A 26,453-nucleotide genomic window follows, 5' to 3' on the forward strand; every position below is an offset into this window, starting at 1 on the left:
ATGTTTAAAAAATTTTTAATACTTGTAGTGTTTCTCGGACTTTTTTCCGTGGCCCAAGTATCAGCGGCCAATATAGAGATTATAAATAATGAGACTGGAGGAAATGTTACAGTAAATTATTATATTAGACAATACGCACCTCAGCATCCAATAACCAAGGAGGTCATCACATTAGCTAAAAATGGCACTCCAATGGTGGTATTCGGTAATGGTTCTGGCAAGAATGTTATGATCGTTGCAGGTGTTCATGGTAATGAATTACCTCCACAACTAGCAGCTCTTAAACTCATAGATTATCTTGCAGATAAGAAAATTAATGGTACAGTCTATATAGTGCCATTCCTCATCCCATCATCAACAGCAACATCCTCCCGTTATTGGAAAGGCCAGAACCCTAATAGTATAGCCGATCATAAGGGGACACCAACCAATAGGATAGTTCAAATTGCCAAGGAACGTTTAATCCAGGCTTTGGGGGATTTCCATTCAACACAACCTGGAGGAACTCCAGGAACGGATGCAGTATTCTGTTCAAGAACACCAACATATGAAAGTTACAAGATAGCATATTATATAAGTAAGAACAGCCTCTCTAAGCTGATAGCATATGAGAAAGCTGGTTTAGAATATCAAGGGGCCTTGGAGGACGTTTGCAACCTTGAAGGCATACCTAGTGTTACATGTGAAGTTCTCTCCCCACATGGAACCGTGGCCGTGGGTAGTGTTGACAGATCATTTATGCAAATGATCCTATTCCTAAAATATAATAATATTATACTAGATGCTAGTTTATCAATTTCGCAGGTGGTTACAAGCGCGAATACCATAAAAAACTACTATGAATCCTATAAGAGATTACCTAGCAATGTCACCATAAACAATAATTACTATAATATGGGCCAAGTATTGTATTTGTCCTGTAAAGCTACATTAAATATAAATAGTGGCAGCACATCCATGATAAGTGTGGGCAATCTTAAGAGTGCCACAGCATCATATGAAAACTATAAAAGAGGGATAATCTATAAATCAGAATATTTAAAGGTTGCAAGGAATGTTATAGGCTTTATTGAAGTTTATAATCGCGCGCCCAATTATGCTAGTACAAGCCGTGGTAAAATACCATTCCATAAACTTGTTTATATGTACACTAGGATTCTATGCTTTTATAGTGTCAATGGTAGACTCCCGGGTTATGTGACGGTCTAGAATTGGGATTCAATTTCATCTTCGCTCATGAGCCTTTCACAGAAATGACACCTTAAAATAACAGGTTCTCTGTTGATAACATAGAATCGCGTTTTCACAGGCTCCCTTTTATTAGTTATACAATTTGGATTAGGACACTTTAATATCCCATGCACTTCATCGAGGAGGTGTACTTTCCACTTTTCCACTATCTCATAATCCCTTATTATATTTATGGTTGCCTTGGGTGCTATGAGGGCTATCTGATCCACTTCACTTGATTCTAATTCCCTATTCTCCACTTTAACAATATCCTTCGAACCATAACGTGAAGATTCCATGTTAATAGCTACTGTAACCCTACTTTTACCATCTGGAAGACCCAGTATTTTCAAGACGTGCAAGGCCTTATTTGAGGTAATATGGTCTATGACGGTCCCATTTTTTATCGGTTTAACTTTAAGTTCTTTGGGTTTTCTCAATCTAAACCCCCTACTTTATTATATACTCCATGAATTTAGCATATACTGGGCGGGTTATGAAAACTCCTATGAGAACGCCTAGGACTGTTGTAAATGCGAAACCGGCTAACATTCCTATACCAGTAGCGCCCCTCGCGAAACCTACATAGGCTAATGGTAACATAGCAGCAATTAAGGTACCTGCAGAGGCGAATATTATGAAGAAAGCTTCTCGGATCCTGAACCTTCTCCTGCGCCTTTTTACTTTTTCCTCGCCGAGTACTTCATCTGTTATGATTATCTGGTCATCCACCCCAGTCCCTATGGCCGCCAGGATACCTGCTATAGCGGCCAAGTCTATATTCCATCGTATGATGGCAGCAACACCTAGTATGAGTATGAGTTCTGCCAAGGTTGTGAAGAATATTGGGAGTACTAGGATGGGCGTCCTATAACGTGCGACTAAGATTATGATAATGGCGATGATAGCAAGTAGACCGGCTATTAGGGCTCCTTTGGCGAATTCTCCTCCAAGTTCTGCGGATACACTGCTCACACCAACAATTTTAACCTTGACGGGCAGTGAACCAGACTTTAGGAGGGTTTCAACTTCTTTCGCCTTTAATTCTGCGGATTCTCTTGTACTCTCGGCGCCTGTTATTGCAACGTCGGTCACGGGTTTACCAGCCGCCACGTCAGGTGATATTTCAGGAGAAGTTATAAGACGATCATCCAAGTACATGTCAACTGGTGCTCCAGCTTTTCCCTCTGCAGCTTCTGCAAAACGTTTCGCACTATCAGTTGATATGCGGAATGGAACCTCCCATTGGTTTCCTCTTATTATGGGGGATTGTACGCTTACAATATCGGCTCCTGTAAGCACAGTCTTATTGTCGATTTTCGCTTCAAATTTACCTGGTGAACCCACTATTTTAGCCACTTCTTCGGGTTTTACCCCGGCAATTTCAATGATAATGTTTTGGTTTCCACTGGCCCTTACTTTCACATCCTTTACGCCGAAGATGTTAAGCCTTTTGTCAAGTACGCTGGTTATGGTGTTCATGGTGGCGGAGTCCACAGGTTTTTCTAATTGTATTTGTATGATGGATCCTCCCTTTAGGTCGAGGCCTTGTGGGATTCCAAGGGTTGAAATAGCTGCTAAACTTATCACTACCAATATTATGAGGGTGATTGTCCTTGGTTCTCTTATGAATCCTGAAACTCCTCTTCTCATGATTTTGCCTCCAAGTACCATCTTAGTATACCAAGGTTCATGAGCCATGTTGTTAAGATGTCGGCTGATAATCCTATGATAAGGACCGCAGCTATATTACTTAAAACTTCGGCTTCTGGTATGAGGAATACTGTTACTAGGTAGAGTGCGCTCATGGATGCTATTGCTGATGCTGACATTGTTAGCCCGGTTTTAATGGCTCCTATCGCCCTCTCGGTTATTTTACCTTTTCTTTGTTTAAGGACTCTTGTCGTGAGTAGTATGTCAGTGTCTACGCTGTAGCCTATTAGCATGAGGATCGCGCCGATGGATGCGAGTGACAATGGGACCTTAAAGAGTGACATGCCACCGAGTGCTATTATGATATCGCAAGCTGCTGCTAGTATAACCGCAAGGGATGGTACCAAGTTTCTGAAGACTATGAGTACTGTTATGGACATGAAAAGGAAAGCGAACCCCACGGCCCAATAAATTTGGTTCATGGCTTCTTTGCCTAGTATTGGACCTACTGACCTGTAACTTTTAATCTTCGCCGTGCCTTCTAGGGCCCTTGCAAATTCATCAACTTGGATGTCGCTGCCCATTTGTACTGTTGCATCATTTCCCTTGATTGAAATGACATTAACGTCTTTGATTTTTAATTTTTCTTGGATGAAGGCTTTGAGTTCTGTTTGATCCATCTTTTTTTCTAGTGTTAATTCTGTGATGGATCCTCCTTTTAGGTCTACGCTTTCTTCTAGTCCGTGTGTTACGAGTATGCCAAGGGACAATAATGTTATGATTAGTGGTATGATTATAAGTAGTTTGTAGGATTCTAGAAGTTTTCTTTTCAATATTATTCACCTTATCCTATGGAGTATATTTTAAGGTCTTTTTCGGCTATGACCTTTAATGCGTCCTCTTTGATATCCTGAAATTGTTTACCACCTGTTTTTATCGTGAAGGAGTTTATTATGCGGCCTCCTCTCGCTTTTATCTTTTCTGCCATCCTATCTATTACATTGCTTCCTCCTTGGCGGGCCATTGTGGCGAATAGTATGACGTCTTTGCCCTTTAAGTTTAGGTTGTCTATTAGTGTTATTATAGCTGGCGCTGGTTTACCAGCCCATGTGGGAGACCCTATATATAGGAGGTCGTATCCGCTTAGGTCGATAGTTTCAGGTTCTATCCTAGTCTTGTTCTCCCTTATAGCATCTATGATCGATCCTATATTACTTAGGAGGCCGTATCGGTCCTTTAAATCTTTTATTTCTATGGTTTCGGCTGATAGTTCATTGGCGAGGGTTTTAGCTACAGTTTCTGTCTTTTTTGTTTTTGAATAGTAGATTATTAGTACCTTTTTCATAATGGCACCTACCCACAATATTATCGTTCATTAGGGGTGTACTGCGGGAATGTCTAGGGATGTTTTTTCATCAAAGCCGAACATGATATTCATGTTCTGGATTGCCTGGCCAGAAGCTCCTTTTACTAGGTTGTCTATTGTCGATATTATAACGGCCCTCCTGTTATCATCTATTTCAAAGCAGCCTATATGGCACTCGTTAGAGCCTCTGACAGCGCTTAAACGTAGCATTTCACCCTCTTCTATTATTTTTATGAATGGTTCGCCTTGGTAGAATCCAGCATATATGCTTTCAAGTTCTTTGGGGGTGAGATCTTCTTTTAGAAACGTGTGTACTGTTGTTAGTATTCCCCGGATGACTGGTACAAGGTGTGGTGTGAAGCTTACATTTACTGGGTGTTCACGTGATAATTCTTGACGTATCTCTGGTGTATGCCTGTGATCTGTCACGTTATATGGTATGACGTTATCGCTACAATTTGGATAATGGGTCACGCTGGTGGGTTTTATCCCGGCGCCGCTTACACCAGTCTTGGAATCTATTATGAAAGTTTCGGCTAATTTTTCATAGACTAGTGGCATGCAGGCTAGTATTGCCCCTGTTGGGAAGCATCCTGGGTTCGCTACGAGTTTGGCATTTTTTATCTTGTCCCTGTAAATTTCTGGGAGTCCGTAGACTGCATCCAAGGGGCCTTCGTGTTTTATACCATACCATTTTTCATATGTTTCTATATCATCGAATCTGTAATCACCGCTCAAGTCAACGACTTTTATATCCTGTTCTAGGATCATTGGAACGATCTTCATAGAAGCTCCATGTGGTGTTGCTGTGAATATGAGATCCGCGTCAATATTATCAATGTCAACATCTGAAAATTCAAGTTCAAGGTCTTGGAGGTGTGGGTGCACCCTATTTATGGGTTTGCCAGCATATTTTCTAGATGTGGCGGCCACGATTTCCACTTTGGGGTGTTTGCTTAGAAATCTTAAAAGTTCGCCACCAGTATATCCACTAGCTCCTATAATACCTACATCGATCATTAAACCACCAATTTAACAGTTTTTGAATGTTTTATCATCGAATTTCATGTTTTTTATTTTTTTGATTATTTTGCAGGTGCTGTCTAGTGGGGCTTTTTTATACTTTTTTATTCTTTTAACTTCACATTTAAGACCCCTTTTTCTAAGTTCCTTTTCAAGTTCTTTAATATTAAAGTCTTGGTCTGGGCCTATGGCTATAATATCGGGGTCTATTTTGTGGACTATCTCGAACATGTCTGTTTCACTCCCGAGGTGGGCTTCATCAACTGGTTTTAACATTTTAACAACTTCTAATCTCTGTTTTTCGCTTATGATGGGGATTCTTTTCTTTGCCCTTACGGTGGAGTCTCTTGCAAGGACTACAACTAACTTTGCATTCTTTCCACCGAGTTTTTTAGCCTCTTCTAGAAAGAAAATATGTCCTGGGTGTATGATGTCGAAGGTGCCAGTGGCCATCACAGTCTTCATGATACTTTTCACCTACTAGGGGTCCTCATATTTTAGGGCTTCTTTGAAGTCTATTTTACCCTTGTATAGGGCTGATCCGATCACAACACCTCTTACACCTGTTTTTTTCAATATTTTAATGTCTTTGATGGATGTTACACCACCAGAGTATACTATTGGTATTTTAACTGCCATGATAAGATCTTTGAGGGGTTTGATGTCCACACCCTTTAGTAGTCCTTCCACATTCACATTCGTGAATAGTATGCTCCCTGCACCTTTTTTTTCGAATAATCTAGCTAGTGAGGGTGCTTCCATTGTTGTTTTCTTGGTCCAACCTTTTATGAGGACCTTGGAATCTTTGCTATCGACTGCTACCATTATGTGATCTGATCCATATTCTCTTGAAAGTTTTTGCACGATCTCAGGGTTTTTGATTGCCATAGTACCTATGATTATCCTTTCAACTCCAATGTCAAGAAGTTTCTGGGCGTATTCTCGCGTCCTTATACCACCACCTAATTGTACGGGGATGGAAAGGGATCTAATAATCTCTTTTATGATATGGAAGTTGGTGCCTGTTCCAAGGGCGCCGTCAAGGTCGATTAGGTGTAGTGTGCTTGCCCCCATCTCCTCCCATTTCATGGCCGCCCCTATGGGGTCATCTATTATGACTTGTTCAGTGCCTGGCATGCCCTGTACTAATTGGACGCATTTACCATCTTTTATATCAACTGCTGGTATTATTAACATTTTATCACTAGAATATTGTGTGTTATGTTATTTTTATTATTTGCCAGGGACTCCTATCTGTACTCTTTCCTTTTGAGTCTATTGCCTCTGCGCTTAGGATAACATTGTCACCTTTTTTAAATATTATGGGGATTTTTATTATTATAGCATTTCTTGTGTTGATAAAGGTAAGATTTGATAATGTAGTCCCATATTGGTTGATATGGTATTTTCCGTTTTTGATTTGTATGTCCATTACTGCTGTTGTGTTATTTCCATATATGATTAAAAGGTGAAATTTATATATGTTATTAGCTGATATTTTGTCTTTTGTTTGTAAAGAAATCCAAGTGCCATTGTTATTGGTTTCAAAGCTTATATTTGTAAGATCTACAGAACTTTCAGACGTTTTTATGCCGGTTTCTATGGAAGTGGTAAGCTTTTTCACATCATTTTCCGGGTCCTTAAATATGAGATTAGGGTAACCTGTGCTTGAATTTTTAGATATGGTTATGGGGTGCTGGATTGAGAATAGTTCATTTTTCCTTACAAAGGAGAGGAGGAAGTATGAGCCTTTTTTTAATTGGGACTTATAAGATTTTATTGCTGAAGCTTTAAACTCTTCATCTTTTTCTGTTAATGGAAATTCAACCCAATTTTCTTGCGCTGAAAGATAAGATGGTGGAGTCAGGTAGGAGCTTGGAGAATAGGAACGTGGTGATGGCCATGGGTTTGATGGGGTATGGATCATATAACCTAGGGTTGTGCAGTTGTAATTGAGTTTTGTGATGGCATATTCTACAAATGCACTTGTTGCCCAATGATCCTGGTGCAAATCATTTGAATCGGGATATATTATTACTGTAGGCTTGAAATCGTATATAACATCTTCTAGTTCCATGGCTAAAGATTCACCTGTATATGGGGCGCCGGGATTGTGCGAGAATTTATTCATGGAATGGGAGATACCTTTAGGGTCCATGTATGGTTTATTCCAGTTTTGAGTCAGAAGATGGGTAAGTCCTACTTGGGGATAGTCAAGAAATGTGATATTATCATTCAAACCTAATTTTTTCATCGCCTCTAAACTTTCAGCGTGCCTTTGCCATGCTAGATCAGAGCCTCCGTTGGTTACAATAACCACTTTAACTGGTATGTTGTGATTGACACAATATCTTATAATCCCAGCGGCTGCAAGGGCTTCATCATCTGGGTGGGGTGCTATTATCATCACCCTATCAGACTTTTTAAAGGAAAGTAGAGGATAAACTGTTTTTCCGCTTTGAATGGCGGAAGGAATGTGCACGAAAGCTGATATAAATAAAATTCCACCTAATAATATCAGTGTCAATATTAGTGTCTTTTTGAGGTTCATTATCTTTCACCCTACCCTTATCTATCATTTTCTGATATTCAACTCTTCCAGGTATTGGATGTTCCAGAAAACCTTGGCTTTTATAGTTTATTAATTTTTTCCTGGGGTTGGTAAGTCAAGACTATGAACTAATGAAGTTCTGCCCTTTCCACAAAAAAATACATTGACATTTAAAAGATATTTTTTTAGACTTTAACTTACCCTTGCTGCTAGGTTCCCCTCTGCGAGAAAGAAAAGTACAACAGTGAAAGGATTGGACTGGGGGTATAACTTTATAGTAATCTGGTACAAAGGTCGGGTTAATGGTCTTGCTGTGGATGAGAATAGGTTTATATTGTAGTATCCATTATAACAATGGAGAATTTTTGCCCTTATAAGTCCCCTTTTATGCAAGGATGTGAGGTGGTAAGTCTTCTGTGGGAGTCACACTCTTTAAGGATGAGATAGTTCACTTGTGGTATAATATAAAAATTCCAAGGATCATGATAAAAGCGGAGATGATTTGAAGACCACTGAACGGTTCCCTGAGGATTAAAAATGCGAAGAACGCCCCAAATAAGGAGGATAGTGGGAATAATGATCCTACTCTTGTTGATCCTATTTCTCGAAGGGCGAAATAGATTAATATAAAAGCACAACCTATACTAAATATCGAAACAGAAAATAGAAATGGTAACATTTCAAATGGGAAACTTAGGCTCATATTAAGGGCTAATAGGATTAACATTAATATCAGGCCGCCAATAAAACTTTTTATAGTTGATAACCATATAAGATCCCTCTTTTTGCTGAGGAATTTACTTAATACTGTGTCGAGACTCCAAAAGAATGCCGCTCCGATAACAAGGAGATTACCTTTAATATTCTGGGTTAAGATTATATGATAGAATTCTCCATTAGTTGCTATTGAAGCCGCCCCCAAGATTAATAAGAGAATACCTAAAAGATCCTTAAAATTTAAAGATTCCTTGAATATAATTAAACCCATCAATATTATGAAGAAAACTTCAACATTTAAAAGGAGCGCTGAATTCACGGCGCTGGTTTCTCTAAGACCTCTAAGGAAGAGCAATGGGGCTATAGCAGAACTTGAAACGGCTGTCACAGCTAGGATGAGATAGTCGGAGGGTTTTATGAACACTTCACCATCCTCTTCACGATTAAGCACATTTAATATAAGATTCTTTAAAGGTGATTGCCTTATCGAGAATAGGAAAATTCCTGCTATAAGATAAGTTAAAGCTCCAATTAGAATAGGGTTCATTTCAGTGACCATAATCTTATTGAGGGGTGCTGATAAGCCGAAGAAGATAGTGGCTAAGATTACGCTCACATAACCCCACAGACGTTTCATTAAATAGCCTCCAAAACTTTGAACATCAGCATCCCAATTATAATGTGTATACCAAATTTATAAAATAGTGATGGGGGGTTGATACGAGTATGAGGAAAATAGCATTGAAAATAGCATACATAGGCACGCGTTTTTATGGATTCCAAAGGCAGCCAGACCTCCCCACAGTCGAGGGAGAGCTTATAAGCGCATTACAAGAAGCTGGTCTTATTGAGGATCCAAAAGATGCTAGATTCCAAGCTGCTGGCAGAACAGATAAAGGTGTGCATTCACTTGGTAATGTTGTTACATTTTTCACACCATATGATGTCCATGTGAATCAAATTAATGATATTCTGCCACGTGACATTAAAGTACTGGCTAGTGCCTCCGTATATTATGGATTCAAGGTAAGATATCCCCTTAAGAGATATTATCGCTATATATTATTTGATGATGACCTTGACTTGGAATTTATGAATTTAGCAGCTTCTAAGTTCGAAGGAACGCATGATTTCACGAATTTTTCCAAGAGAATCGAAAGAAACCCTATAAGGAAGATAGAATCTGTTAAAATCCGGGAAGATGATGATTATTATATTATCGACGTGGTTGGTGAAAGTTTCCTATGGCAGATGGTTAGGAAAATGGTGAAAGTCATCGCTGATGTTGGAAAAGGGGAAATCGAAGCAGAAAAGGTTGATGAGTTACTCAATCCAAAGGAGAGAATCTATATAGAACCAATGCCGCCAGAAAACCTTATCTTAATAGGACTCGAATATGGGGTTAAGATCAAATTCAAGGAAGATGATTATGCAATATCCTCATTTAAATCAATGTTAGAAGAAGAATTCCTAGAATATAAGAGAGCATCTATTGTCAGAAAAGTGATGAGAGATACCCTTATAACCTTCAAATAATATTATAAACAAAAACATCTAATGTGAACAACCCTACTGGTACTTGCCGGCCACTTAAAAAGAGTAATTGGAGGATGATAAATTAAAAACTAATGGTGTTAAATCTCCCATTATAGTGGGCCTAGACCCTGGTTTAACGGTGGGTATTGCAATTTTAAACCTTAGAGGAGACCTTGTATATATTAATAGTATAAAAGAGGCCTCACATGCAGAGGTTATCATGGAAATTATGGATAAGGGCAAGGCCATTGTAATCGGCTCTGACGTCCACCCACCACCCAAGATGGTTAAAAAGATTGCAACAGCATTAAATTCTAGATTGTATACTCCAGAGAGGATATTTTCCGTGGCTTCAAAGAATGAACTTGTTAACGCATTCTTAATGGAGAAAAAGTTGGACATTTCATTAGATGCCCATGAAAGGGACGCTCTCGCAGCCGCGATCAAGACATATAGACACTATGAGAACAAACTAAGACAAGTAGAATCTCGTCTTACAAGTTCAGATATTAACGAAAGGGAAGTTGATGAAATAAAAGGACTAGTGATCAAGGGCACACCAATAACTAACGCCATAAAGAAAATCAGAAAACCAAAAGGTGCCGAGAAAATAACAGAAAAACAAGATACCAAAGAAAGGCCAAAAGAGGCCCTGAAAGAGTTATTAGAATTAAAAAAACGGGTTAAAGTACAAGAAAAGAAGATAGAACACCAAAAGCTTTTAATAAACAGGATTAAAAGACAAAACCGGATATTAAGGAATAAGCTGCGAAGACAAAAAAGAGAAAATCTCAACTTAAAAAAGAAAATTGAAAGATTACATTACGAATATTCAAAAGACATACTTTTAAACAAAGAATTATCATCGAAAATAAAGCTGATAAAAAAATTACAAGAAAAATATAACAAAGAAAAAAATTTAAGGGAGAATCTAGAGAGAAACATAAATTCATTATTGGAAATGAAGGAGTTCGAAGATAAAGGTGAAAAACTCCCTGTAAAGATTGTGAAATCATTCACCAGGGAAGGTATAAAAGAAGCCTGCCATCAATGGAAGATAAAAAAGGATGACGTGATCCTCTTATGCAACGCCAAGGGTGGAGGGTCCCAAACTGCCAAAATACTCACCAAATTAGCCCCAAAGGCCATAATAACAAGGGAGAACATGTCGCACCAAGCCCTTGGGATATTTGAGGATAAAGAAATCCCAGTAGTTTCAGAGGAGAACATATCACTTGAAATGCGTGAGAATTTTGCACTAGTCAAAGCTAAAGACCTTGAAAATGAAATAAGGGCATGGAAGAAAAAGATAACGGAAAAGAGAAGAAAGAAAGAAAAACAGAAACTTTGGAAGATAATAGATGAATACCGGGCTAAGAGACGGAGAAAACATTAGATAGAGTGGATTGCAATGAAGATCGCTATAGTCATCGGCACCCGCCCAGAAATAATTAAAATGGCACCAGTAATAGATGAAATCAAAAAAAGAGACATAGAATTCTCCCTAATACATACTGGCCAACACTATGACCATGAAATGTCACAACAATTCTTTCAAGACCTTGAACTCCCCAAACCAGACCATAACATAGGAGTGGGCTCTAAAAGCCACGCTAAAATGACAGCAGCCGTGATGGAGGGTCTTGAAGATATCCTAAAGGAGGAAAAACCAGACATCGTCATGGTACAAGGGGACACAAATGCTGTACTAGCAGGCGCCCTAGTAGCCTCGAAAATGCATATACCCGTAGGCCACGTAGAAGCGGGTCTAAGGTCATTTGACAAGACAATGCCAGAGGAAATAAACAGAATAGTCGCAGACACTTGCACACACCTCTATTACACTCCAACGGAAAAAGCAGCTTTAAACTTATTATTTGAAGGCGCCGATCCTGAAAATATTATCATAACAGGAAACACCATAGTCGATGCTTGTCTCAGAAACCTTGAAATCGCCAAGCGAAAATCCACTATAAGGTTTCCATCTGATAAAATCATCACCCTCACAATGCACAGAGCCGAAAACGTTGATAACAAGTCTAGACTTAAATCCATAACCAGGGCACTATTAGAATTAGACAATTTCACGATAATATTCCCAGTACATCCACGTACACGTAAAAATCTCGAAAAATTCCACCTCTACAAGCTTCTAGCCGAAGCCGAACATATAAAATTAGTAAAGCCTCTAGGTTACCTTGATTTTCTTCTTTTATTATCAAAGTCATATGTGGTTCTCACAGATTCTGGAGGTTTACAAGAAGAAGCCATAACACTCAACATACCATGTTTAACCCTAAGGTACAATACAGAACGTCCAGAGACGGTTGAAGTTGGTGGGAACATACTTGTAGGCGCGGACAGAAAAAGGATAGTTAACACTCTCCGATTAATCCAAGAAAATCCAAACTTTAGGATGAAAATGATAAACGCTCCCAACCCTTATGGTGATGGTAAAGCCTCCAAGAGAATAATCAATGCAACAGTTGATTTCCATAATAAAGGAAAATTAAACATAAGACCACCAGAAAACATACTCTCAGATATCCAAAGAGAACTGCATTTCATAGAAGAAGACATAACTGTAGAATCCTTGGAGAAAAGGGACAACTGCAAGGTTAGAATAGTCTATGATGAGAATAAACCAAGATTTCCCCACCAGACAATGAACCTTAAAGGAAAACAGATAATATGCGACATATATAAAATTTTGTGAGGAGACTACAACATGGATTTAATAGCTGTTTTTGGACTGGGCCATATAGGACTTCCAACCGCCGCACTTTTCGCCAAGGCAGGTTTTGAAGTTATTGGTGTTGATATAAACCCTGATATTGTTAATTTAATCAATCAGGGCATTTCACCCATAATAGAACCTGGATTAGATGAACTTCTCCTTGAAGTTGTTAAAAAAGGAAAACTAAAGGCAACAGGCGATGGTGAATATGCTGCTAGAAAAGCCAATATAATGATAATGGTGGTTCCAACACCATTAAGTGCTGATAGGTCATCAGACCTTTCAGCGGTCATCTCAGCATCAAAGACAATATCAAAAGGCCTTAAAAAGGGCGATCTTGTAATAGTGGAGAGTACTGTTCCACCCACCACATGCGAAAGGATCATTTTACCAATACTCGAGGAGAGCGGTTTAAAGGTTTCAAAAGATTTTGGACTTGTATACACGCCTGAAAGGGCCCTGCCAAATAATACATTATATGAGATGACTCACAATGCTAGGGTTATAGGCGGCATTGACGAGAAGAGCACAGAAAGGGCCATCACACTCTATGATAAGATAACAAAAGGCGAAATAGTGAAAGTTAAGGATATAGTAACCGCAGAGATGGTTAAATTGATGGAAAACACCTACCGAGATACTAATATCGCATTAGCGAATGAATTGGCCATTATATGCGAATCACTCGGCATAGATGCCATAGACGCTATAGAGGCTGCGAATTACCATCCAAGGGTAAACCTACACATACCAGGTCCAGGAGTTGGAGGACACTGTCTTTCCATAGACCCCTATTTTATAGTTGAAATGGCAGAAGCCAGAGGAGTCCATGCAAGACTGATTAGAACAGCACGCCAGATAAACGAAGAAATGCCCTACCATGTACTCCAACTTATAAAAGACGCCCTTAATGATACAGGGGCAAGTATCCAGGATTCTAATATAGGGATTCTAGGAGTAGCCTACAAGGGTAATGTAGCTGATACGAGAGAAACACCCTCAAAGCCGCTAATAGACGCACTAATACAAGAAGGAGCCCAGGTGGTAGTACATGACCCCTATGTAAAAAATGAAATTATAAAAGCCATGGGAGCGGAACCTGTCACATTAAAAGAGGCCTTAAAATGCGACTGTATAGTTTTAATGACAGACCATGATGAATATCGTGAGATAGAACCTAATATGATCCATGGGAGAGTTTTCATCTGCGCAAGGCCCATATTACAACCTGAAAAATTCAAGGAGAAGGGTATAATATTCAAGGGAGTGGGTCGTCCTTGAACCTCCTAGTATTTGAGTATGCAACTGCCACGGGCATCCAAGACCCTAGTATTTTAATAGAGGGCAAATCCATGCTCGAAGCCTTACTCCAAGACCTATGGGAGTTTAAACCATCCTATCTCATATTTGAAAATTTTACTGATTTGCTTGATTATCCCAATCCTATCATATTACGAGAAGATCTTTATTCATGGGTTGAAGAAAATGCGAGTGAATTTGATGCGGCTCTTTTCATAGCACCGGAAGAAAATATGGAATTATATAAGTTAACTCGTTTATTGGAATCAGAGGGTGTTCAGATTATGGGTTCAGCATCTGAAGCCGTTCTCATATGCTCAGATAAACGTGAAACCTATAATGCACTTAAAGGCAGAGTACCCCTCATAGAAACATACGAATTAGATGATGTCAATTTTACAGGGAAAATGGTGGTCAAACCTATCGATGGGGTCGCATGCCAGGGTATAAAAATTATAGAGTCAAGTGAAGAGCTTGAAAAGGTAATAGTATCATCAGATCCTAGGATGATAGTACAAAACTTTGTAGAGGGCGAACCTGTAAGTGTTAGCATATTATCCAATGGAGAAACATCACTCCCATTATCATTAAATAAACAAAATATTGAATACAATGATAGTACATTAGAATATAATGGAGGTATCACCCCATTTGAACATGAAATGGCCGCTGATGCATTATCAGTAGCTAAAAGGGCTGTTGAGTCTATAGAAGGGCTCAGAGGGTATGTTGGTGTTGATCTAATACTGTCAGATAAAATTTATGTAGTTGAATTAAATTCTAGAATAACCACACCATACATCGCCCTCCGAAAACTCATTGATATAAACCTTGGAAAGGCCATTATAGGAGCTGTAGATGGTAAAATGCCCAAAGAATGGAATATAAATGGAGTTGCTGAATTTAAAAAGGGGAAAGATTCTATGATAATAGATATCATAGGTTGATTCGTATGAAAGTTGTGGGAATTGATATAGGTGGCGCGAACACAGACATAGCCATAATAGAAGTAGAAAATGGTGAGTTAAAGGACATGAAAGTCGAGTCCAGATACCTCCCCATGTGGCTTAAGAAAAACGAACTCCAAAAGACGTTAAAGGAACTCCTAGGCAAAGAAATAGAGGCAATAGATGGTGTTGGGGTTACAATGACAGCAGAACTTGCAGACGCGTACAAGGACAAAGAAGAAGGAGTGAAGGATATAATAGGGAAGGTTGAGGAGGTTTTCAACGTTCCGGTAGCATATGTTAGCCTATCAGGAATGTTAGATGCAGCTACCGCCCTAAAAAACCCATTAGAAGTGGCGGCTGCTAATTGGATTGCAACATCCCAGCTAGCCGCAGCCATAAACAAAAATTGTATAATGGTAGATGTCGGAAGCACAACCACAGATATAATCCCAATAAAAGATGGCAGGGAATGTGCAAAAGGAAGATCAGATCTAGAAAGATTATCAACAGGAGAACTCGTATACACTGGCGTGCTAAGAAATAACGTTGCGACAATCGTAGATAAAGTCCCATTACATGGCAGATGGTATAGGGTCTCATCCGAATTATTCGCCATAACCGCCGACATACATCTAGTACTTGGCAACATAGACTACAAAGAGTACACTTGTGACACACCAGATGGAGCCGATAAGACCATAAGAGATTCCATGAGACGGATAGCAAGATTACTCTGCGCCGACCTTAAACTTCTAAACCAGCAGGACATAAGAGAGATAGCAGCATACATCTACCATCAACAAATATTGAAGATAGCCGAGGCCATTAAAGAGGTTTCAGATAGGGAAAAATTAAATAGTATAGTTACAACAGGACTTGGTATGAACATCCTCGGAAGAAAAGCAGCCGAAATTCTAGAAATGGAATGTAGGAGTATGGATGAATTTTTACATCCCCGCGCATGTATAGTTGCACCTGCAATAGGATCCGCCGTCATGATGGGGGACCACCTCACAAGAGAATATTAATACCATACATCTTTCACACCGATCAGATAGGCTATAATATTAGCCGAAAGGTGTAATATTACAGTTATTATCAGTATCATGATTATCATTTCCCAGCTAAAATTGACAATAATGGATGCGAAGAGCATGGCGCCAACAGCAAAATCTAATTGATCCAAGATTGGGGCAGGCCGTCCCCTTTCTATATTAAAGCGCCTCTTCACGAAACTCCCACATGCATCACCAATAACCGCTCCGAGAGCCAATAGAAAACCTAATAGGATACCATATAGCATGTTATCCACTAGGGTGCCTTGTATCATCCCGGTTAGTGTTCCTAGGAGCGTTCCTATTATACTCCCCCGCCATGTAACCCCATCACCTATCAACCGCCTTTTATCAATGAAATGATATCCGAAATCAAGGGGCGGGCCCCCTCCAAAAACAAGGGCACTTACATTTGCTATATAAGCTGGTAGCATAAAGTATATTACATAGACGATACTTAAGATATTGATAGCATCAATTTCCATTGTAGGTCACCAACATCCACTATTAGAAGTTGATTTCAATAAATCAAGGGATTGATGTATATAAACTTTAATGCCCCTATTAAAATTTTACTGGAATAAAATTAGTTTCAGAAAAAAAAATCATATCTAGGTGGGATTGTGGTTATCAAAAAAACCAACAGCCTCTGTCCAGTATGTCTTAAGAAGATCAAGGCAGAGGTGCTAGAAGGAAGCGAAAAGGTTATCATAAAAAAAGAATGCCCAGATCATGGTATTTTCGAAAATGTTTACTGGAGCGATAAAAGAGCCTATGAGAGATTCTCTAATTACGATTACAAGGGTGAAGGTATCTTAAATCCTCACACAGAAACGGATAAAGGATGCCCCCTTGATTGTGGGATTTGTCCACAGCATGAAAGTCACACCATCCTCGGTCTTATTGATGTTACCAATCGTTGCAATTTAAATTGTCCCATCTGTTTTGCAAATGCTGCTGTTTCAAAATATCTCTATGAACCATCCTATGAGGAAATAAGGCAAATGTTGCGCAATCTCAGAGATAATAGGCCAGTTCCAACCCCGGCAATCCAATATGCTGGGGGCGAACCCACAGTTAGAAAGGATATAGTGGATCTTGTCAAACTCGCCAAGGACGAAGGCTTCACACACATTCAAATAGCTACAAATGGTGTTAAATTAGCCACGAAACCAGAACTTGCAAAGGAACTGAGAGAAGCCGGATTAAACACAGTCTACCTACAATTTGATGGTGTTACAGAGGAACCATATTTCAAATCTAGGGGTAGAAACCTTTTACCCCTTAAATTAAAGGCTATAGAAAATTGTAGAAAGGCCGACTTGGGCATAGTACTTGTACCAACACTCGTAAAGGGCATAAATGATCATCAGGTAGGGGATATCATAAAATTCGCGATAAAAAACATTGACATAATAAGAGGTGTTAATTTCCAACCAGTATCATTCACCGGTAGGACACCAGCAGATAAAGTTGAAGAACAGAGAATAACGATACCAGATTTCCAAAGGCTAGTTGAGGAACAAACAAATGGCCAGATAAAAATGGGAGATTTCTATCCAGCATCTTCTGTCTGTCCTATATCAGATTTCGTGGCCGCATTAGAAGGCGAACCACAAGTCACATTCACCTGCCATCCACATTGTGGAACCGCAACATATATTTTTGTAGAGAACGCTCACATAATACCTATAACACGTTTCATTGACGTGGATAGATTCTTCAAGATACTTGAGAAGGACGCCCAAGATATTGAAGAGGGTGGTATAACCGGGAAGGCAAAAGCAATCGCAAGATCTGCAATAGAGCTTCCCAAGCTCCTCGACTCTTCAAAGGCCCCCAAGTCAGTGGATATAAAAAGTATACTAATTTCAATATTCAAAGAGAGATCCTATAAAGCTCTTGGAGAATTCCATAAAAAGACGCTACTAATATCTTGTATGCATTTCATGGACCCTTGGAACTTTGATATCGACAGGGTTAAAAGGTGCGTAATCCATTATGCAATACCTGATGGGCGTATAATACCATTCTGTACCATGAATTCCATTTACAGGGAAGCTGTTGAAAGAAAATTTGCCAGGCCATATAAGGAAAAATCCGATTAAAGTGAGACGTGATGAATGGTAGGATTATAACATCCTCGAGGTTGCATTTAACCCTAATAGATCTTAACGGTGAAAGGGGCCGTCTTGATGGTGGGGTTGGCATCACACTCAAGAATCCCAACCTTATTATAAAAGCCAAACCCAACGGGGAATTTAAAACAGAATTTGAAGAGAAGAACCTTGAAGAGAATCTAATAAGAGAATATTCAGCCAAGATAGAAGAAGCAGCTAAAAGGACACTAAGTTACCTTAAAAGCATTGAAAGATTCGATTTCATCATAGAAAAGACTTTCCCGGCCCATTCAGGCCTTGGATCCGGGACTCAGGTTTCCCTCGCCATTGCAAAGCTTATAACTGGTTTTCATGGGACTGAAATGGATTCATGGGAGCTTGCGAGGATAGTTGGCAGAGGGGGGACGTCTGGGATAGGAGTGGCCTCATTTGAATATGGTGGTTTCATAGTCGACGGGGGACATAGTAAAAAAGAAAAGACTGATTTTCTACCATCATCAGCATCCAGGGCATCACCGCCACCTGTAATAGCCAGATACGATTTCCCAGAGGATTGGAATATTATAGTGGCCGTTCCAAGGATTGACAGGCAAGTATCTGGAAGGAAGGAAGTCAACATATTCCAGGAATATTGCCCAATACCCCTAGAAGAAGTTGAAAGATTATCCCATATAATCTTGATGAAGATGATGCCATCAGTCCTAGAAGAGGACATCGAATCATTCGGGGAAGCCATAAACGAAATCCAGAGGATAGGATTCAAGAGAGTTGAAAGAAAACTCCAACATCCAATCATAGACAAGATAATAGATAACATGTTATCAACTGGCGCTGTAGGGGCTGGGATGAGCTCATTCGGACCAGCGGTCTATGGAATCACTGACACAAATCCAAAAGATGTTCTAAAAGCGGCTAAAGAGGCCATGGGTGACGTGGGGGGCTTGGCCCTCATAACGAATGCTCGAAATAGTGGGGCTAAATATGAATAAGATAATACAAGGAAGAGCTTGGAAGTTCCCAGATAATATAGACACCGATGTTATAATCCCTGGAAGATACCTTAGAACATTCAATCTAGATGAGCTTGCAAGCCACATCATGGAGGGTATAAGACCAGATTTCCCAACTAAAGTAAAAAAAGGGGACATAATCCTAGCAGGTAATAATTTTGGATGTGGCTCATCAAGAGAACAAGCACCACGCGCCCTTAAACATGCAGGTATATCAGCGATAATAGCAAAATCATTCGCAAGAATATTCTACCGAAACTCTATTAACATAGGCTTGCCAGTTATAGTAGCTGATATAAAAGCCGATGAAGGTGACATCCTCAAAATAGACCTAGAAAAGGGGATTATAGAAAATAAGACCACCATGGAAACATTCAAGATAAAACCATTCAATGATTTTATCCTAGAAATACTAGAAGATGGCGGGCTCGTGGAACATTACCTAAAAAAGGGTAGGCTATAATCAATGAGGTAATCTGAGATGAAATGTCCCATATGTGGCTCGGAATCCCTCAAAGTATTAAAAAGTAGAACAGAATCCGATTCAAAATATAAGAAGATTAAAAGACTAGTTCTAGAATGTGAAGATTGTGGGACAATATTCAAAGAAAACCTAGTCATTTCCAAGCCACTCGAGTACCCAGTGATCATAAGCCAATATGAAAAATCATGGAAAGACAAGGTCAAATTATACTCTGATGAAGAAATCGCAGTAGGGGACACGCTAAGCATAAACGGAAGACTCGTGGAGATAACATCCTTGGAACTAAAAAATGGTAAAAGAGTTGACAAGTGCAAGGCATTAGACTTGGCCACAATATGGGCCATACCATTAGATGCCCCGGCAAGACTAGGAGTCTCCATAGACTTACATGGGAAAGTATTTTCAAAGAAACTCGAAATAGACAGGAACTTCACATTTAGGGTTGGTGACATATTCAAACTCAAAAATCACATCTTCAAAGTGAAATCTATAAAAACAATTGATAGACACATCAAAAGGGGTGCTGCGCCAGCCCATAAGATCAAGAGAGTCTACGGGTCACCCACCAGGGGAAAATACAAGCTTGACCTTTCTGAAAATATCATATCGGGATCTTAATGTTAGAAGAACGCAAAAAAATGGTTGAAGACCTCGTGGCCAGAAATTATATAAAAACCGAGAAAGTGAAAAAGGCCATGGAAAAGGTTCCAAGGGAAAATTTCGTACCCCCAGAGCATAGGATGAGCGCTTACCTTGACCAGCCACTACCAATAGGGGAAGGACAGACGATATCAGCCCCCCACATGGTTGCGATGATGTGTGAAGTCCTAGACCTTGAAAGGGGGATGAAAGTATTGGAGGTTGGTACAGGATGCGGGTATCATGCAGCGGTCGTGGCAGAGATAATTGGGGAAGAAGGAAAACTCTACACCATAGAACGTATAGAATCATTGTATAAAAGGGCTAAAGAGAAATTGAAAGATTACAAGCAAGTTAAAGTTATCCATGCTGATGGTACGGAAGGCTGGGAAGAGGCAGCGCCATATGATAGGATCTATGTAACCGCAGCAGCCCCAGATGTGCCAGAGCCCCTCAAAAGGCAATTAAAGGTTGGGGGCAAACTCCTAATACCAGTTGGACGTGACAGATTCTACCAAGATCTTCTACTAGTGGAAAAATTATCAGAGGACAATTTCAAGACCAAAAACCTTGGCGGAGTGGCATTCGTACCCTTAATAGGTAAATATGGATGGCGATTCTAAAAATTTTTTTATAAAGAAAAAAGATATTAAATAATGTAACTATTTCTATTGGAGATCATTATGAGAGCATACATTGAAACATTCGGATGCACTTTTAACAAAGGCGACTCAGAGATAATGGCAGGAATACTCTCAAAAGAAGGCATAAGGTTAGTGGAAACTATTAAAGATGCTGATCTCATCATAATAAACACATGCTATGTTAAACATCCAACCGAACATAAGGTCATAAACAGGATAAAAAGAGTCCAAGAACTTTATCCTTCCAAGCCATTAATAGTAGCCGGGTGCATGGTAGAGATAGACCCTGAAAAACTCGAAAAGATAGCACCAAGAGCAAGTTGGATAGGGCCGCATAAAATCCACAAAATATATAAAGTGGTCAAAGGAGCGATAAAGGGTGAAAGAATAAAAGAGACCGGATCATATCCTATAAAGAAAGTTGAAATGCCTAGGATAAGATTCAATCCCCACATACACATAATACAGTTATGTGAGGGATGTCTTGGAGAATGCACTTATTGTTGCACCCGTTTCGCCAGGGGGAAACTCCAAAGCTACCCCATAAGCGCGGTTAAAAGGGAAGCGGAAAAAGCGATAATAGAAGGCTGTAAAGAACTACAATTAACAGCCCAGGATACGGCAGCCTATGGTAGGGATATCGGTGAAAGTTTACCAGAACTCCTCAATGAGATAAGTTCAATAGACGATGATTTCAGGATAAGAGTAGGTATGATGCACCCCAGAAACGTACTCGACATATTAGAGGATCTCATAGACGCATTCAAATCCGAGAAAGTCTACAAGTTTCTACATTTACCAGTTCAAAGCGGAAACAACAGAGTACTAGAGGATATGGGGAGAGGATACAAAGTAGAAGATTTCAAGTATATAGTGGAAAGTTTCAGAGAAGAAATACCTGAAATGTCCATTGCAACCGATATAATAGTAGGATATCCAACAGAGGATGAAGAAGCATTCCAAGACACTTGCAAACTTCTAAAGGAAATAAAACCAAACTTCATCCACCTATCAAAGTATAAACATAGACCAAGAGCACTATCATCCTCACTCAAAGAACTAGACTTCAAAGTTGTTAAAAGGCGCTCAAAAATAATAGAAGAGATAAAATCAGAGATAACAATAAAAGATAACATGAAACTAGTTGGAACATCCCAGAAAATACTAATAGTCGAAAAAGGCAAGAAGGGAGGTTTCATAGGAAGAACCAATTCTTATATACCTGTTATAACAGAAAATGCAGATCCAGGATCTTTCCTAAAAGTTAAGATTAATGGGGCGACCAACACTTATCTTACAGCAACCCCAATAGTATAATTCTTTGATGCCGTGGGCCGGACTTGAACCGGCGACATCCAGATCTTCAGTCTGGCGTTCTCCCAACTGAACTACCACGGCAATGGTGGGCCGGACGAGATTCGAACTCGCGACCACCTCCGTGTCAGGGAGGTATCCTACCCCTAGACCACCGGCCCCCATTATTTCATTCATCATATGTCTTATATAAAAGTTTCCGTTTTAGTTGCCACATTCAAACGTTTAAGATTCTTTTTTGTAACAACCCCAATTTTCAATTTCTCATCAAATGGCCTCCAACGGAAAACAAGGGGGTCTCTCCACACAACTTTAGGATTCTAGGATATTCCAAGGGTCCATGACAACTTTATCAGTTTCTGAAACCGCAGTTTAGGACATTTCATGATCTTGTGTCACATAGTGTCAATAACAGGGGTCTAATAATGTGAATCTGATATAAATATGATTTTAGTAAAGTATATTAAGGAGTATTTCATAGGTTGGGTAACAACCCTTAAAATTCAAGTTTTATATTATGTGACAATCTCCATAAATTTGGGTGTTTAAATGGAATATGAGATTTTACTTGTATCATCGCCATTTATAGTATTTTATATAATTACTTATGGTCTTTACAGGATGGGTTTAGTTAAGAAGAGATGGCATGTGAATCTTTGGAACCTTATAATATTCATAGCATTTGTAGTTTCGGGGATCGGAGGCTTCATCCTACTATTAATGCTTGAAAATGGTGTTAAAACCCCATTTAATCACCAGTTGCTCTATTGGCATGTTGAGGCCGGTATAGGCCTCGTGATAGTGACAATATTCCATTTTCACTATTATAAAGGTAGTGTGCGCAGGATTTTGGGGGTGCGTTGATTGGATTGGGAAAAAATCGCCAAGAAACTCATATTGGTACTTCCAGCCATGGCTAGCCTGTTATCAGCAGAAGGGTCCTGTGCTACTTCTTGTCCATATGGGCTTGTGAATGATCCATATCCTGGCCAGTGCCCACGATACACAGACTTAAATGGTGATGGTTTCTGTGACTTTTCACAGACATTAGATTCGGTTGCAGCGAATGATAGTGTAGCACAAACAGATAATGTACGAGATGAGAATGTCCATACTATCGAAGATAAGGGCGGTTTTGATCACGATTATCATATTATACCATTGAGTTTAATCATCTTTGGGTTATACCTTTTCACTTATTATCTCTTTAAAAAGGGGTATATTAAAAGGTCGAAGCATAGGAGATTATGGAATTTGCTTTTAACATTTGGTTATGCCGGGACGGGTTTCACAGGTTTCCTATTGATCTTCTTCATAAAATTAGGTATCAAAACGGCTTTAAACCCAACAGTGACATATTGGCATGCTGAAATGGCGATTCTTATGGTAGTGGCAACATTTTTACATATACACATTTACTGGAAACCCTTCAAGTCAATCTTCTCAATAAAATAAATGTTATATTCTTATAACACGGTGTGGGGTTACTATCATGTTTATTTTCTCGTCATGTGCTTCTACCGGCACTCTTTCAATGATCTGCGCTTCATCTACTGTAGTTACAATCGGCGTATAATGGGATATTGCACCATGAACTTTAAGTTCTTTTATTTCACGATCACCATAACCCCCACCTTTACCAAGCCTATTACCATCCATGTCAACGGCCACAGACCCTTCAACTACAATATCTACCTTGGGGAAATCCTTTAGGGGTGATCCGAACTTGTATGCTCCTCTTATAGTGGAGGCTAACCTTTCATATCCTCTTGTATTGTCTGATCTTATAAGGAGGTATCCTTTTTTGAGTCGTGGTGTGGGCATTATAAGGTCTTTTCCATGAATTAAGGCCAGTTCTCTTACTGGACGTTGAGCAGAATCTGGACTTGAAAATACTATCCTGGACTTTTTCCATTCTCTTGTTCTTGAAAGACGTAGTGCAGCAGCCCTTGAACCCTTAAAATCGGGTATTCTACCATAATCCCCCCTGGGTCTTTTTGAGATGCCAAGTTTGTGCAAGCGATCCCATATCAACTTTCTAATTTTCCTCTTTTTCATCTGTCTTCCATTACAACCTTTGTACCAGCTAGCCTATCAAATAATCTTAATTCTCTGTTATATGAGAGTATCAGATCGAATATCAGTGGAAGCCAGCAAATCTTGGGAAGATTCCTTATTATAACCTGCTTGTATTCCAACTCTCCCTTTTTCGAGACTACTTTTAACTTCTGGTTTAATTTGCCAATAGTTCCACCATGATATTCAAAGTAACTGAAATATAAAATCGTTATAATGGCCACTAAGACCAGCCAATAATTGTAAATGAAAAAAGAACCAGTGAAGACTATTATAGGATAGGATAATAATGTTAGGGCCCAGATTATCAAATTGACCATTAAAAAGTCTATGATAAAGGCGAAAAGCCTCCTTTTTGTGATTTCTTCCATTTTAATCAAGCCCTTTTTTTAACATACCCTTGGCACGGGATCTGCTATTGGCGCTTCAATTATCCTTTTACCGCCAAGGGATGTTTCAAGTATTACATGCTTCTCTTCTGTGACTTCACCGATTATCTCTGCCTCAGCCCCATATTTTGTTCTTCTTATAACCTTAAGGATGTCATCTGCAAGTTCTGATTCCACGCCCATCACTATTTTGCCTTCATTTGCAACCTCATAGGGGTCTATGCCAAGCATCTCAGAGACGGCCCTTACTTCCTCTTTGATTGGTATTTTATCCTCTTCTATTATCATGCCCACACTAGATTTTTCTGCCAGTTCATTGAGGGCGTTTGCAAGACCTCCGCGGGTGGGGTCCTTCATGGCCTTCACGCCCCCTATCTCCAAGGCGGCTTCCACTATCTCCCAGATTGGTGCTACATCAGATTTGAGGCTTGTTTCGAAGCCGAATCCTTCCCTGTAGGCCATTAATGCTATCCCATGGTCTCCTATGCTCCCTGTTAGGATGATCTTGTCCCCAACCTCGAGTCCGTTATCCCTTATTATCTTGCCCTTCTCTGCTATTCCAATGCCTGTTGTTGTGATTACCATCTTGTCAAGTTTTCCTTGTTCCATTACCTTGGTGTCACCTGTTATTATTGAAGTTCCGGTTTCCTGGGATATTTGGTCCATGGATTTTATGATGCGCTCTAATTCCTCTGAATTGAAGCCTTCACTTATTATCATAGCATTTGCGATGGCGAGGGGTTTCGCGCCCATGACTGATATGTCATTTATTGTACCTGAAATTGCGAGTTTCCCAATATCTCCCCCTGGGAAGAACAATGGGTCGATGGTGTGACCATCAGTACTTATAACTATTTCATACCCATCTAGTGGTATGCTAGCAGCATCATCCAAGTCATCTAATCCAACACCACCATTAACACTCTTTTTCTGGATGTTGGAGAGGATTATCTCTGATATAAGATTTTGCATCATTTCTCCGCCTGCACCATGTGACATGCTGATCTTCATAACTTCACCTTTTTATTACCCTATCATTATAGTATTATAGGAGAGTATAAAATTGTTTCCCCGGAAGGAACATTTCCCAAACTTGGAGTTCATCACCCATAGATCCTCTTTTGAGGGAATCCGAAAAATTTATATAATCAAGGGCTAATTAATAGATGATATAATTCTTTCTCTGGGGACCCCCAGAGGGGTGATAATTGTATATCATCTAACTTAAATTATATCATCTAATTCTAATATATAGTATTTTGAGGTGATGTTAAATGGCGATATGGCAAGGTAGATCCAAGAGAAAACCAACTGGTGGAAGGTTGAAAAAGAGCAGAGGCAAAAGAAAATATGAACTTGGAAGAGAAGCCGCGGAGACAAGAATCGGTGAAAGGAAGATGAGGATAATAAGGACAATGGGGGGTAACAAGAAGTTTAGACTTGTAACAGACACACACATAAATGTGGTAGACCCTGACACCAATAAAGTAGAAGTTGCGGAAATACTAAATGTTGTAGAGAATAGGGCCAACCCTCACTTCGTAAGGAGGAATATCATAACAAAGGGTGCTATTGTAGAGACAAGCAAAGGCCTTGCCAGGGTAACTTCAAGACCTGGCCAACATGGCATACTCAATGGAATATTAATCAAAAAATAATG

At 39.5% G+C, this 26,453-nt stretch carries 29 protein-coding genes and 2 tRNA genes; 16 read left to right on the plus strand and 15 right to left on the minus strand.

What is annotated here, in order from left to right; all coding sequences use genetic code 11:
* Complete coding sequence (locus DPC56_RS03555) at positions 1-1,209, plus strand: pseudomurein-binding repeat-containing protein (protein WP_112093682.1); 1,209 nt, start codon at positions 1-3, stop codon at positions 1,207-1,209.
* Here the strand turns inward: DPC56_RS03555 and pyrI are convergent.
* From pyrI to DPC56_RS03600, 9 genes are all read right to left on the minus strand, one after another.
* A complete protein-coding gene (gene pyrI, locus DPC56_RS03560) occupies positions 1,206-1,670 on the minus strand; it encodes an aspartate carbamoyltransferase regulatory subunit (protein ID WP_112093683.1) in 465 nt (154 codons plus the stop codon). The two genes, DPC56_RS03555 and pyrI, sit on opposite strands and share 4 nt — an antisense overlap.
* A gap of 10 nt (positions 1,671-1,680) precedes the next feature.
* Entirely contained in the window at positions 1,681-2,883 is a 1,203-nt protein-coding gene (locus DPC56_RS03565) for a SecDF P1 head subdomain-containing protein (RefSeq protein ID WP_112093684.1), read from the minus strand.
* The gene (locus tag DPC56_RS03570; protein WP_394339521.1) at positions 2,880-3,716 is read right to left on the minus strand and encodes a protein translocase subunit SecF; all 837 of its coding nucleotides are present in this window, start codon (positions 3,714-3,716) and stop codon (positions 2,880-2,882) included. The genes DPC56_RS03565 and DPC56_RS03570 overlap by 4 nt, the downstream gene beginning before the upstream one ends.
* Positions 3,717-3,727: 11 nt before the next feature.
* Entirely contained in the window at positions 3,728-4,228 is a 501-nt protein-coding gene (locus tag DPC56_RS03575; protein ID WP_112093686.1) for a flavodoxin family protein, read from the minus strand.
* A gap of 30 nt (positions 4,229-4,258) precedes the next feature.
* Positions 4,259-5,269 carry an N-acetyl-gamma-glutamyl-phosphate reductase gene (gene argC / locus DPC56_RS03580; RefSeq protein ID WP_112093687.1) on the minus strand — a complete coding sequence of 337 codons (1,011 nt, stop codon included), beginning with the start codon at positions 5,267-5,269 and terminating at the stop codon, positions 4,259-4,261.
* 12 nt (positions 5,270-5,281) lie between these two features.
* Positions 5,282-5,737 (minus strand): FAD synthase family protein, encoded by a 456-nt coding sequence (locus DPC56_RS03585; protein ID WP_181454374.1) that lies wholly within the window; start codon positions 5,735-5,737, stop codon positions 5,282-5,284.
* A 15-nt stretch (positions 5,738-5,752) separates the two neighbouring features.
* Positions 5,753-6,469 carry a 1-(5-phosphoribosyl)-5-[(5-phosphoribosylamino)methylideneamino]imidazole-4-carboxamide isomerase gene (gene hisA / locus DPC56_RS03590; protein WP_112093688.1) on the minus strand — a complete coding sequence of 239 codons (717 nt, stop codon included), beginning with the start codon at positions 6,467-6,469 and terminating at the stop codon, positions 5,753-5,755.
* A gap of 22 nt (positions 6,470-6,491) precedes the next feature.
* Positions 6,492-7,823 (minus strand): PIG-L deacetylase family protein, encoded by a 1,332-nt coding sequence (locus tag DPC56_RS03595; protein ID WP_112093689.1) that lies wholly within the window; start codon positions 7,821-7,823, stop codon positions 6,492-6,494.
* 448 nt (positions 7,824-8,271) lie between these two features.
* Positions 8,272-9,177, minus strand: a complete 906-nt coding sequence (locus DPC56_RS03600; protein WP_112093690.1) for a DMT family transporter — start codon at positions 9,175-9,177, stop codon at positions 8,272-8,274.
* 89 nt (positions 9,178-9,266) lie between these two features.
* On the opposite strand from DPC56_RS03600, the gene truA reads away from it, so the two are divergent.
* The 6 genes from truA to DPC56_RS03630 all read left to right on the plus strand — a co-directional run bounded on the left by truA (position 9,267) and on the right by DPC56_RS03630 (position 16,090).
* Entirely contained in the window at positions 9,267-10,076 is an 810-nt protein-coding gene (truA, locus tag DPC56_RS03605) for a tRNA pseudouridine(38-40) synthase TruA (RefSeq protein WP_112093691.1), read from the plus strand.
* A 67-nt stretch (positions 10,077-10,143) separates the two neighbouring features.
* A complete protein-coding gene (locus tag DPC56_RS03610) occupies positions 10,144-11,472 on the plus strand; it encodes a DUF460 domain-containing protein (RefSeq protein ID WP_112093692.1) in 1,329 nt (442 codons plus the stop codon).
* Between the two features lie 15 nt (positions 11,473-11,487).
* Complete coding sequence (wecB, locus tag DPC56_RS03615; RefSeq protein WP_112093693.1) at positions 11,488-12,792, plus strand: non-hydrolyzing UDP-N-acetylglucosamine 2-epimerase; 1,305 nt, start codon at positions 11,488-11,490, stop codon at positions 12,790-12,792.
* Positions 12,793-12,804: 12 nt separating this feature from the next.
* Positions 12,805-14,094: a nucleotide sugar dehydrogenase gene (locus tag DPC56_RS03620; RefSeq protein WP_112093694.1), complete on the plus strand. Its 1,290-nt coding sequence runs from the start codon at positions 12,805-12,807 to the stop codon at positions 14,092-14,094.
* A complete protein-coding gene (locus DPC56_RS03625) occupies positions 14,091-15,059 on the plus strand; it encodes an ATP-grasp domain-containing protein (RefSeq protein WP_112093695.1) in 969 nt (322 codons plus the stop codon). The genes DPC56_RS03620 and DPC56_RS03625 overlap by 4 nt, the downstream gene beginning before the upstream one ends.
* Positions 15,060-15,064: 5 nt before the next feature.
* Positions 15,065-16,090 (plus strand): hydantoinase/oxoprolinase family protein, encoded by a 1,026-nt coding sequence (locus DPC56_RS03630; RefSeq protein ID WP_112093696.1) that lies wholly within the window; start codon positions 15,065-15,067, stop codon positions 16,088-16,090.
* On the opposite strand, the gene DPC56_RS03635 is transcribed toward DPC56_RS03630, so the two are convergent.
* Positions 16,087-16,602, minus strand: a complete 516-nt coding sequence (locus DPC56_RS03635; protein ID WP_112093697.1) for a CDP-2,3-bis-(O-geranylgeranyl)-sn-glycerol synthase — start codon at positions 16,600-16,602, stop codon at positions 16,087-16,089. The genes DPC56_RS03630 and DPC56_RS03635 overlap by 4 nt on opposite strands.
* Before the next feature lie 138 nt (positions 16,603-16,740).
* On the opposite strand from DPC56_RS03635, the gene tes reads away from it, so the two are divergent.
* Genes tes through DPC56_RS03665 form a run of 6 tightly spaced genes read left to right on the plus strand, consistent with a single transcriptional unit; the run spans position 16,741 to position 22,331 of the window.
* Positions 16,741-18,225 (plus strand): tetraether lipid synthase Tes, encoded by a 1,485-nt coding sequence (gene tes / locus DPC56_RS03640; RefSeq protein WP_112093698.1) that lies wholly within the window; start codon positions 16,741-16,743, stop codon positions 18,223-18,225.
* Positions 18,226-18,236: 11 nt separating this feature from the next.
* Positions 18,237-19,226 (plus strand): beta-ribofuranosylaminobenzene 5'-phosphate synthase, encoded by a 990-nt coding sequence (locus DPC56_RS03645; RefSeq protein WP_112093699.1) that lies wholly within the window; start codon positions 18,237-18,239, stop codon positions 19,224-19,226.
* Complete coding sequence (gene hacB, locus DPC56_RS03650) at positions 19,219-19,710, plus strand: homoaconitase small subunit (RefSeq protein WP_112093760.1); 492 nt, start codon at positions 19,219-19,221, stop codon at positions 19,708-19,710. Before DPC56_RS03645 ends, hacB begins: the two co-directional genes overlap by 8 nt.
* Positions 19,711-19,728: 18 nt before the next feature.
* On the plus strand, positions 19,729-20,349 hold the full coding sequence (locus DPC56_RS03655) for an HVO_0476 family zinc finger protein (protein WP_112093700.1): 621 nt from the start codon (positions 19,729-19,731) through the stop codon (positions 20,347-20,349).
* Complete coding sequence (locus DPC56_RS03660; protein WP_112093701.1) at positions 20,349-20,993, plus strand: protein-L-isoaspartate O-methyltransferase; 645 nt, start codon at positions 20,349-20,351, stop codon at positions 20,991-20,993. The genes DPC56_RS03655 and DPC56_RS03660 overlap by 1 nt, the downstream gene beginning before the upstream one ends.
* A 60-nt stretch (positions 20,994-21,053) precedes the next feature.
* Positions 21,054-22,331 carry a tRNA (N(6)-L-threonylcarbamoyladenosine(37)-C(2))-methylthiotransferase gene (locus tag DPC56_RS03665; protein ID WP_112093702.1) on the plus strand — a complete coding sequence of 426 codons (1,278 nt, stop codon included), beginning with the start codon at positions 21,054-21,056 and terminating at the stop codon, positions 22,329-22,331.
* Between the two features lie 8 nt (positions 22,332-22,339).
* Here the strand turns inward: DPC56_RS03665 and DPC56_RS03670 are convergent.
* Together DPC56_RS03670 and DPC56_RS03675 are read right to left on the minus strand one after the other, a co-directional pair.
* A tRNA-Phe gene (locus tag DPC56_RS03670) sits at positions 22,340-22,412 on the minus strand.
* 2 nt (positions 22,413-22,414) lie between these two features.
* Positions 22,415-22,489 (minus strand) — tRNA-Val (locus DPC56_RS03675).
* A 388-nt stretch (positions 22,490-22,877) separates the two neighbouring features.
* Here DPC56_RS03675 and DPC56_RS03680 point away from each other — a divergent pair.
* Both DPC56_RS03680 and DPC56_RS03685 read left to right on the plus strand, forming a co-directional pair.
* Positions 22,878-23,192 (plus strand): hypothetical protein, encoded by a 315-nt coding sequence (locus DPC56_RS03680; RefSeq protein ID WP_112093703.1) that lies wholly within the window; start codon positions 22,878-22,880, stop codon positions 23,190-23,192.
* Positions 23,193-23,783: a hypothetical protein gene (locus DPC56_RS03685; RefSeq protein WP_112093704.1), complete on the plus strand. Its 591-nt coding sequence runs from the start codon at positions 23,193-23,195 to the stop codon at positions 23,781-23,783.
* Between the two features lie 3 nt (positions 23,784-23,786).
* Here DPC56_RS03685 and DPC56_RS03690 read toward each other — a convergent pair whose 3' ends face one another.
* From DPC56_RS03690 to hypE, 3 genes are read right to left on the minus strand one after another with little or no spacing between them, the layout of a single operon-like run.
* Positions 23,787-24,386 carry a 5-formyltetrahydrofolate cyclo-ligase gene (locus tag DPC56_RS03690; RefSeq protein WP_112093705.1) on the minus strand — a complete coding sequence of 200 codons (600 nt, stop codon included), beginning with the start codon at positions 24,384-24,386 and terminating at the stop codon, positions 23,787-23,789.
* Positions 24,383-24,775 (minus strand): RDD family protein, encoded by a 393-nt coding sequence (locus DPC56_RS03695; RefSeq protein ID WP_112093706.1) that lies wholly within the window; start codon positions 24,773-24,775, stop codon positions 24,383-24,385. The genes DPC56_RS03690 and DPC56_RS03695 overlap by 4 nt, the downstream gene beginning before the upstream one ends.
* An 18-nt stretch (positions 24,776-24,793) precedes the next feature.
* Positions 24,794-25,804, minus strand: coding sequence for a hydrogenase expression/formation protein HypE (gene hypE / locus DPC56_RS03700; protein WP_112093707.1), 1,011 nt, complete (start codon positions 25,802-25,804; stop codon positions 24,794-24,796).
* 263 nt (positions 25,805-26,067) lie between these two features.
* Between hypE and DPC56_RS03705 the strand changes: the two genes are divergently transcribed.
* Complete coding sequence (locus DPC56_RS03705; protein WP_112093708.1) at positions 26,068-26,451, plus strand: 30S ribosomal protein S8e; 384 nt, start codon at positions 26,068-26,070, stop codon at positions 26,449-26,451.
* Positions 26,452-26,453: the final 2 nt, after the last annotated feature.

Origin of the sequence: Methanothermobacter tenebrarum (assembly GCF_003264935.1) — an archaeon.
GTDB classification, from domain to species: domain Archaea; phylum Methanobacteriota; class Methanobacteria; order Methanobacteriales; family DSM-23052; genus Methanothermobacter_A; species Methanothermobacter_A tenebrarum_A.

Excerpts from the sequence above, each read along its gene's own strand:
- DPC56_RS03555 (WP_112093682.1), top strand. The coding sequence starts at position 1 with ATGTTTAAAAAATTTTTAATACTTGTAGTGTTTCTCGGACTTTTTTCC.
- DPC56_RS03565 (WP_112093684.1), bottom strand. The coding sequence starts at position 2,883 with ATGAGAAGAGGAGTTTCAGGATTCATAAGAGAACCAAGGACAATCACC.
- DPC56_RS03575 (WP_112093686.1), bottom strand. The coding sequence starts at position 4,228 with ATGAAAAAGGTACTAATAATCTACTATTCAAAAACAAAAAAGACAGAA.
- argC (WP_112093687.1), bottom strand. The coding sequence starts at position 5,269 with ATGATCGATGTAGGTATTATAGGAGCTAGTGGATATACTGGTGGCGAA.
- DPC56_RS03585 (WP_181454374.1), bottom strand. The coding sequence starts at position 5,737 with ATGAAGACTGTGATGGCCACTGGCACCTTCGACATCATACACCCAGGA.
- hisA (WP_112093688.1), bottom strand. The coding sequence starts at position 6,469 with ATGTTAATAATACCAGCAGTTGATATAAAAGATGGTAAATGCGTCCAA.
- DPC56_RS03595 (WP_112093689.1), bottom strand. The coding sequence starts at position 7,823 with ATGAACCTCAAAAAGACACTAATATTGACACTGATATTATTAGGTGGA.
- DPC56_RS03600 (WP_112093690.1), bottom strand. The coding sequence starts at position 9,177 with ATGAAACGTCTGTGGGGTTATGTGAGCGTAATCTTAGCCACTATCTTC.
- truA (WP_112093691.1), top strand. The coding sequence starts at position 9,267 with ATGAGGAAAATAGCATTGAAAATAGCATACATAGGCACGCGTTTTTAT.
- wecB (WP_112093693.1), top strand. The coding sequence starts at position 11,488 with ATGAAGATCGCTATAGTCATCGGCACCCGCCCAGAAATAATTAAAATG.
- DPC56_RS03620 (WP_112093694.1), top strand. The coding sequence starts at position 12,805 with ATGGATTTAATAGCTGTTTTTGGACTGGGCCATATAGGACTTCCAACC.
- DPC56_RS03630 (WP_112093696.1), top strand. The coding sequence starts at position 15,065 with ATGAAAGTTGTGGGAATTGATATAGGTGGCGCGAACACAGACATAGCC.
- DPC56_RS03635 (WP_112093697.1), bottom strand. The coding sequence starts at position 16,602 with ATGGAAATTGATGCTATCAATATCTTAAGTATCGTCTATGTAATATAC.
- DPC56_RS03645 (WP_112093699.1), top strand. The coding sequence starts at position 18,237 with ATGAATGGTAGGATTATAACATCCTCGAGGTTGCATTTAACCCTAATA.
- hacB (WP_112093760.1), top strand. The coding sequence starts at position 19,219 with ATGAATAAGATAATACAAGGAAGAGCTTGGAAGTTCCCAGATAATATA.
- DPC56_RS03655 (WP_112093700.1), top strand. The coding sequence starts at position 19,729 with ATGAAATGTCCCATATGTGGCTCGGAATCCCTCAAAGTATTAAAAAGT.
- DPC56_RS03660 (WP_112093701.1), top strand. The coding sequence starts at position 20,349 with ATGTTAGAAGAACGCAAAAAAATGGTTGAAGACCTCGTGGCCAGAAAT.
- DPC56_RS03665 (WP_112093702.1), top strand. The coding sequence starts at position 21,054 with ATGAGAGCATACATTGAAACATTCGGATGCACTTTTAACAAAGGCGAC.
- DPC56_RS03680 (WP_112093703.1), top strand. The coding sequence starts at position 22,878 with ATGGAATATGAGATTTTACTTGTATCATCGCCATTTATAGTATTTTAT.
- DPC56_RS03690 (WP_112093705.1), bottom strand. The coding sequence starts at position 24,386 with ATGAAAAAGAGGAAAATTAGAAAGTTGATATGGGATCGCTTGCACAAA.
- DPC56_RS03695 (WP_112093706.1), bottom strand. The coding sequence starts at position 24,775 with ATGGAAGAAATCACAAAAAGGAGGCTTTTCGCCTTTATCATAGACTTT.
- hypE (WP_112093707.1), bottom strand. The coding sequence starts at position 25,804 with ATGAAGATCAGCATGTCACATGGTGCAGGCGGAGAAATGATGCAAAAT.
- DPC56_RS03705 (WP_112093708.1), top strand. The coding sequence starts at position 26,068 with ATGGCGATATGGCAAGGTAGATCCAAGAGAAAACCAACTGGTGGAAGG.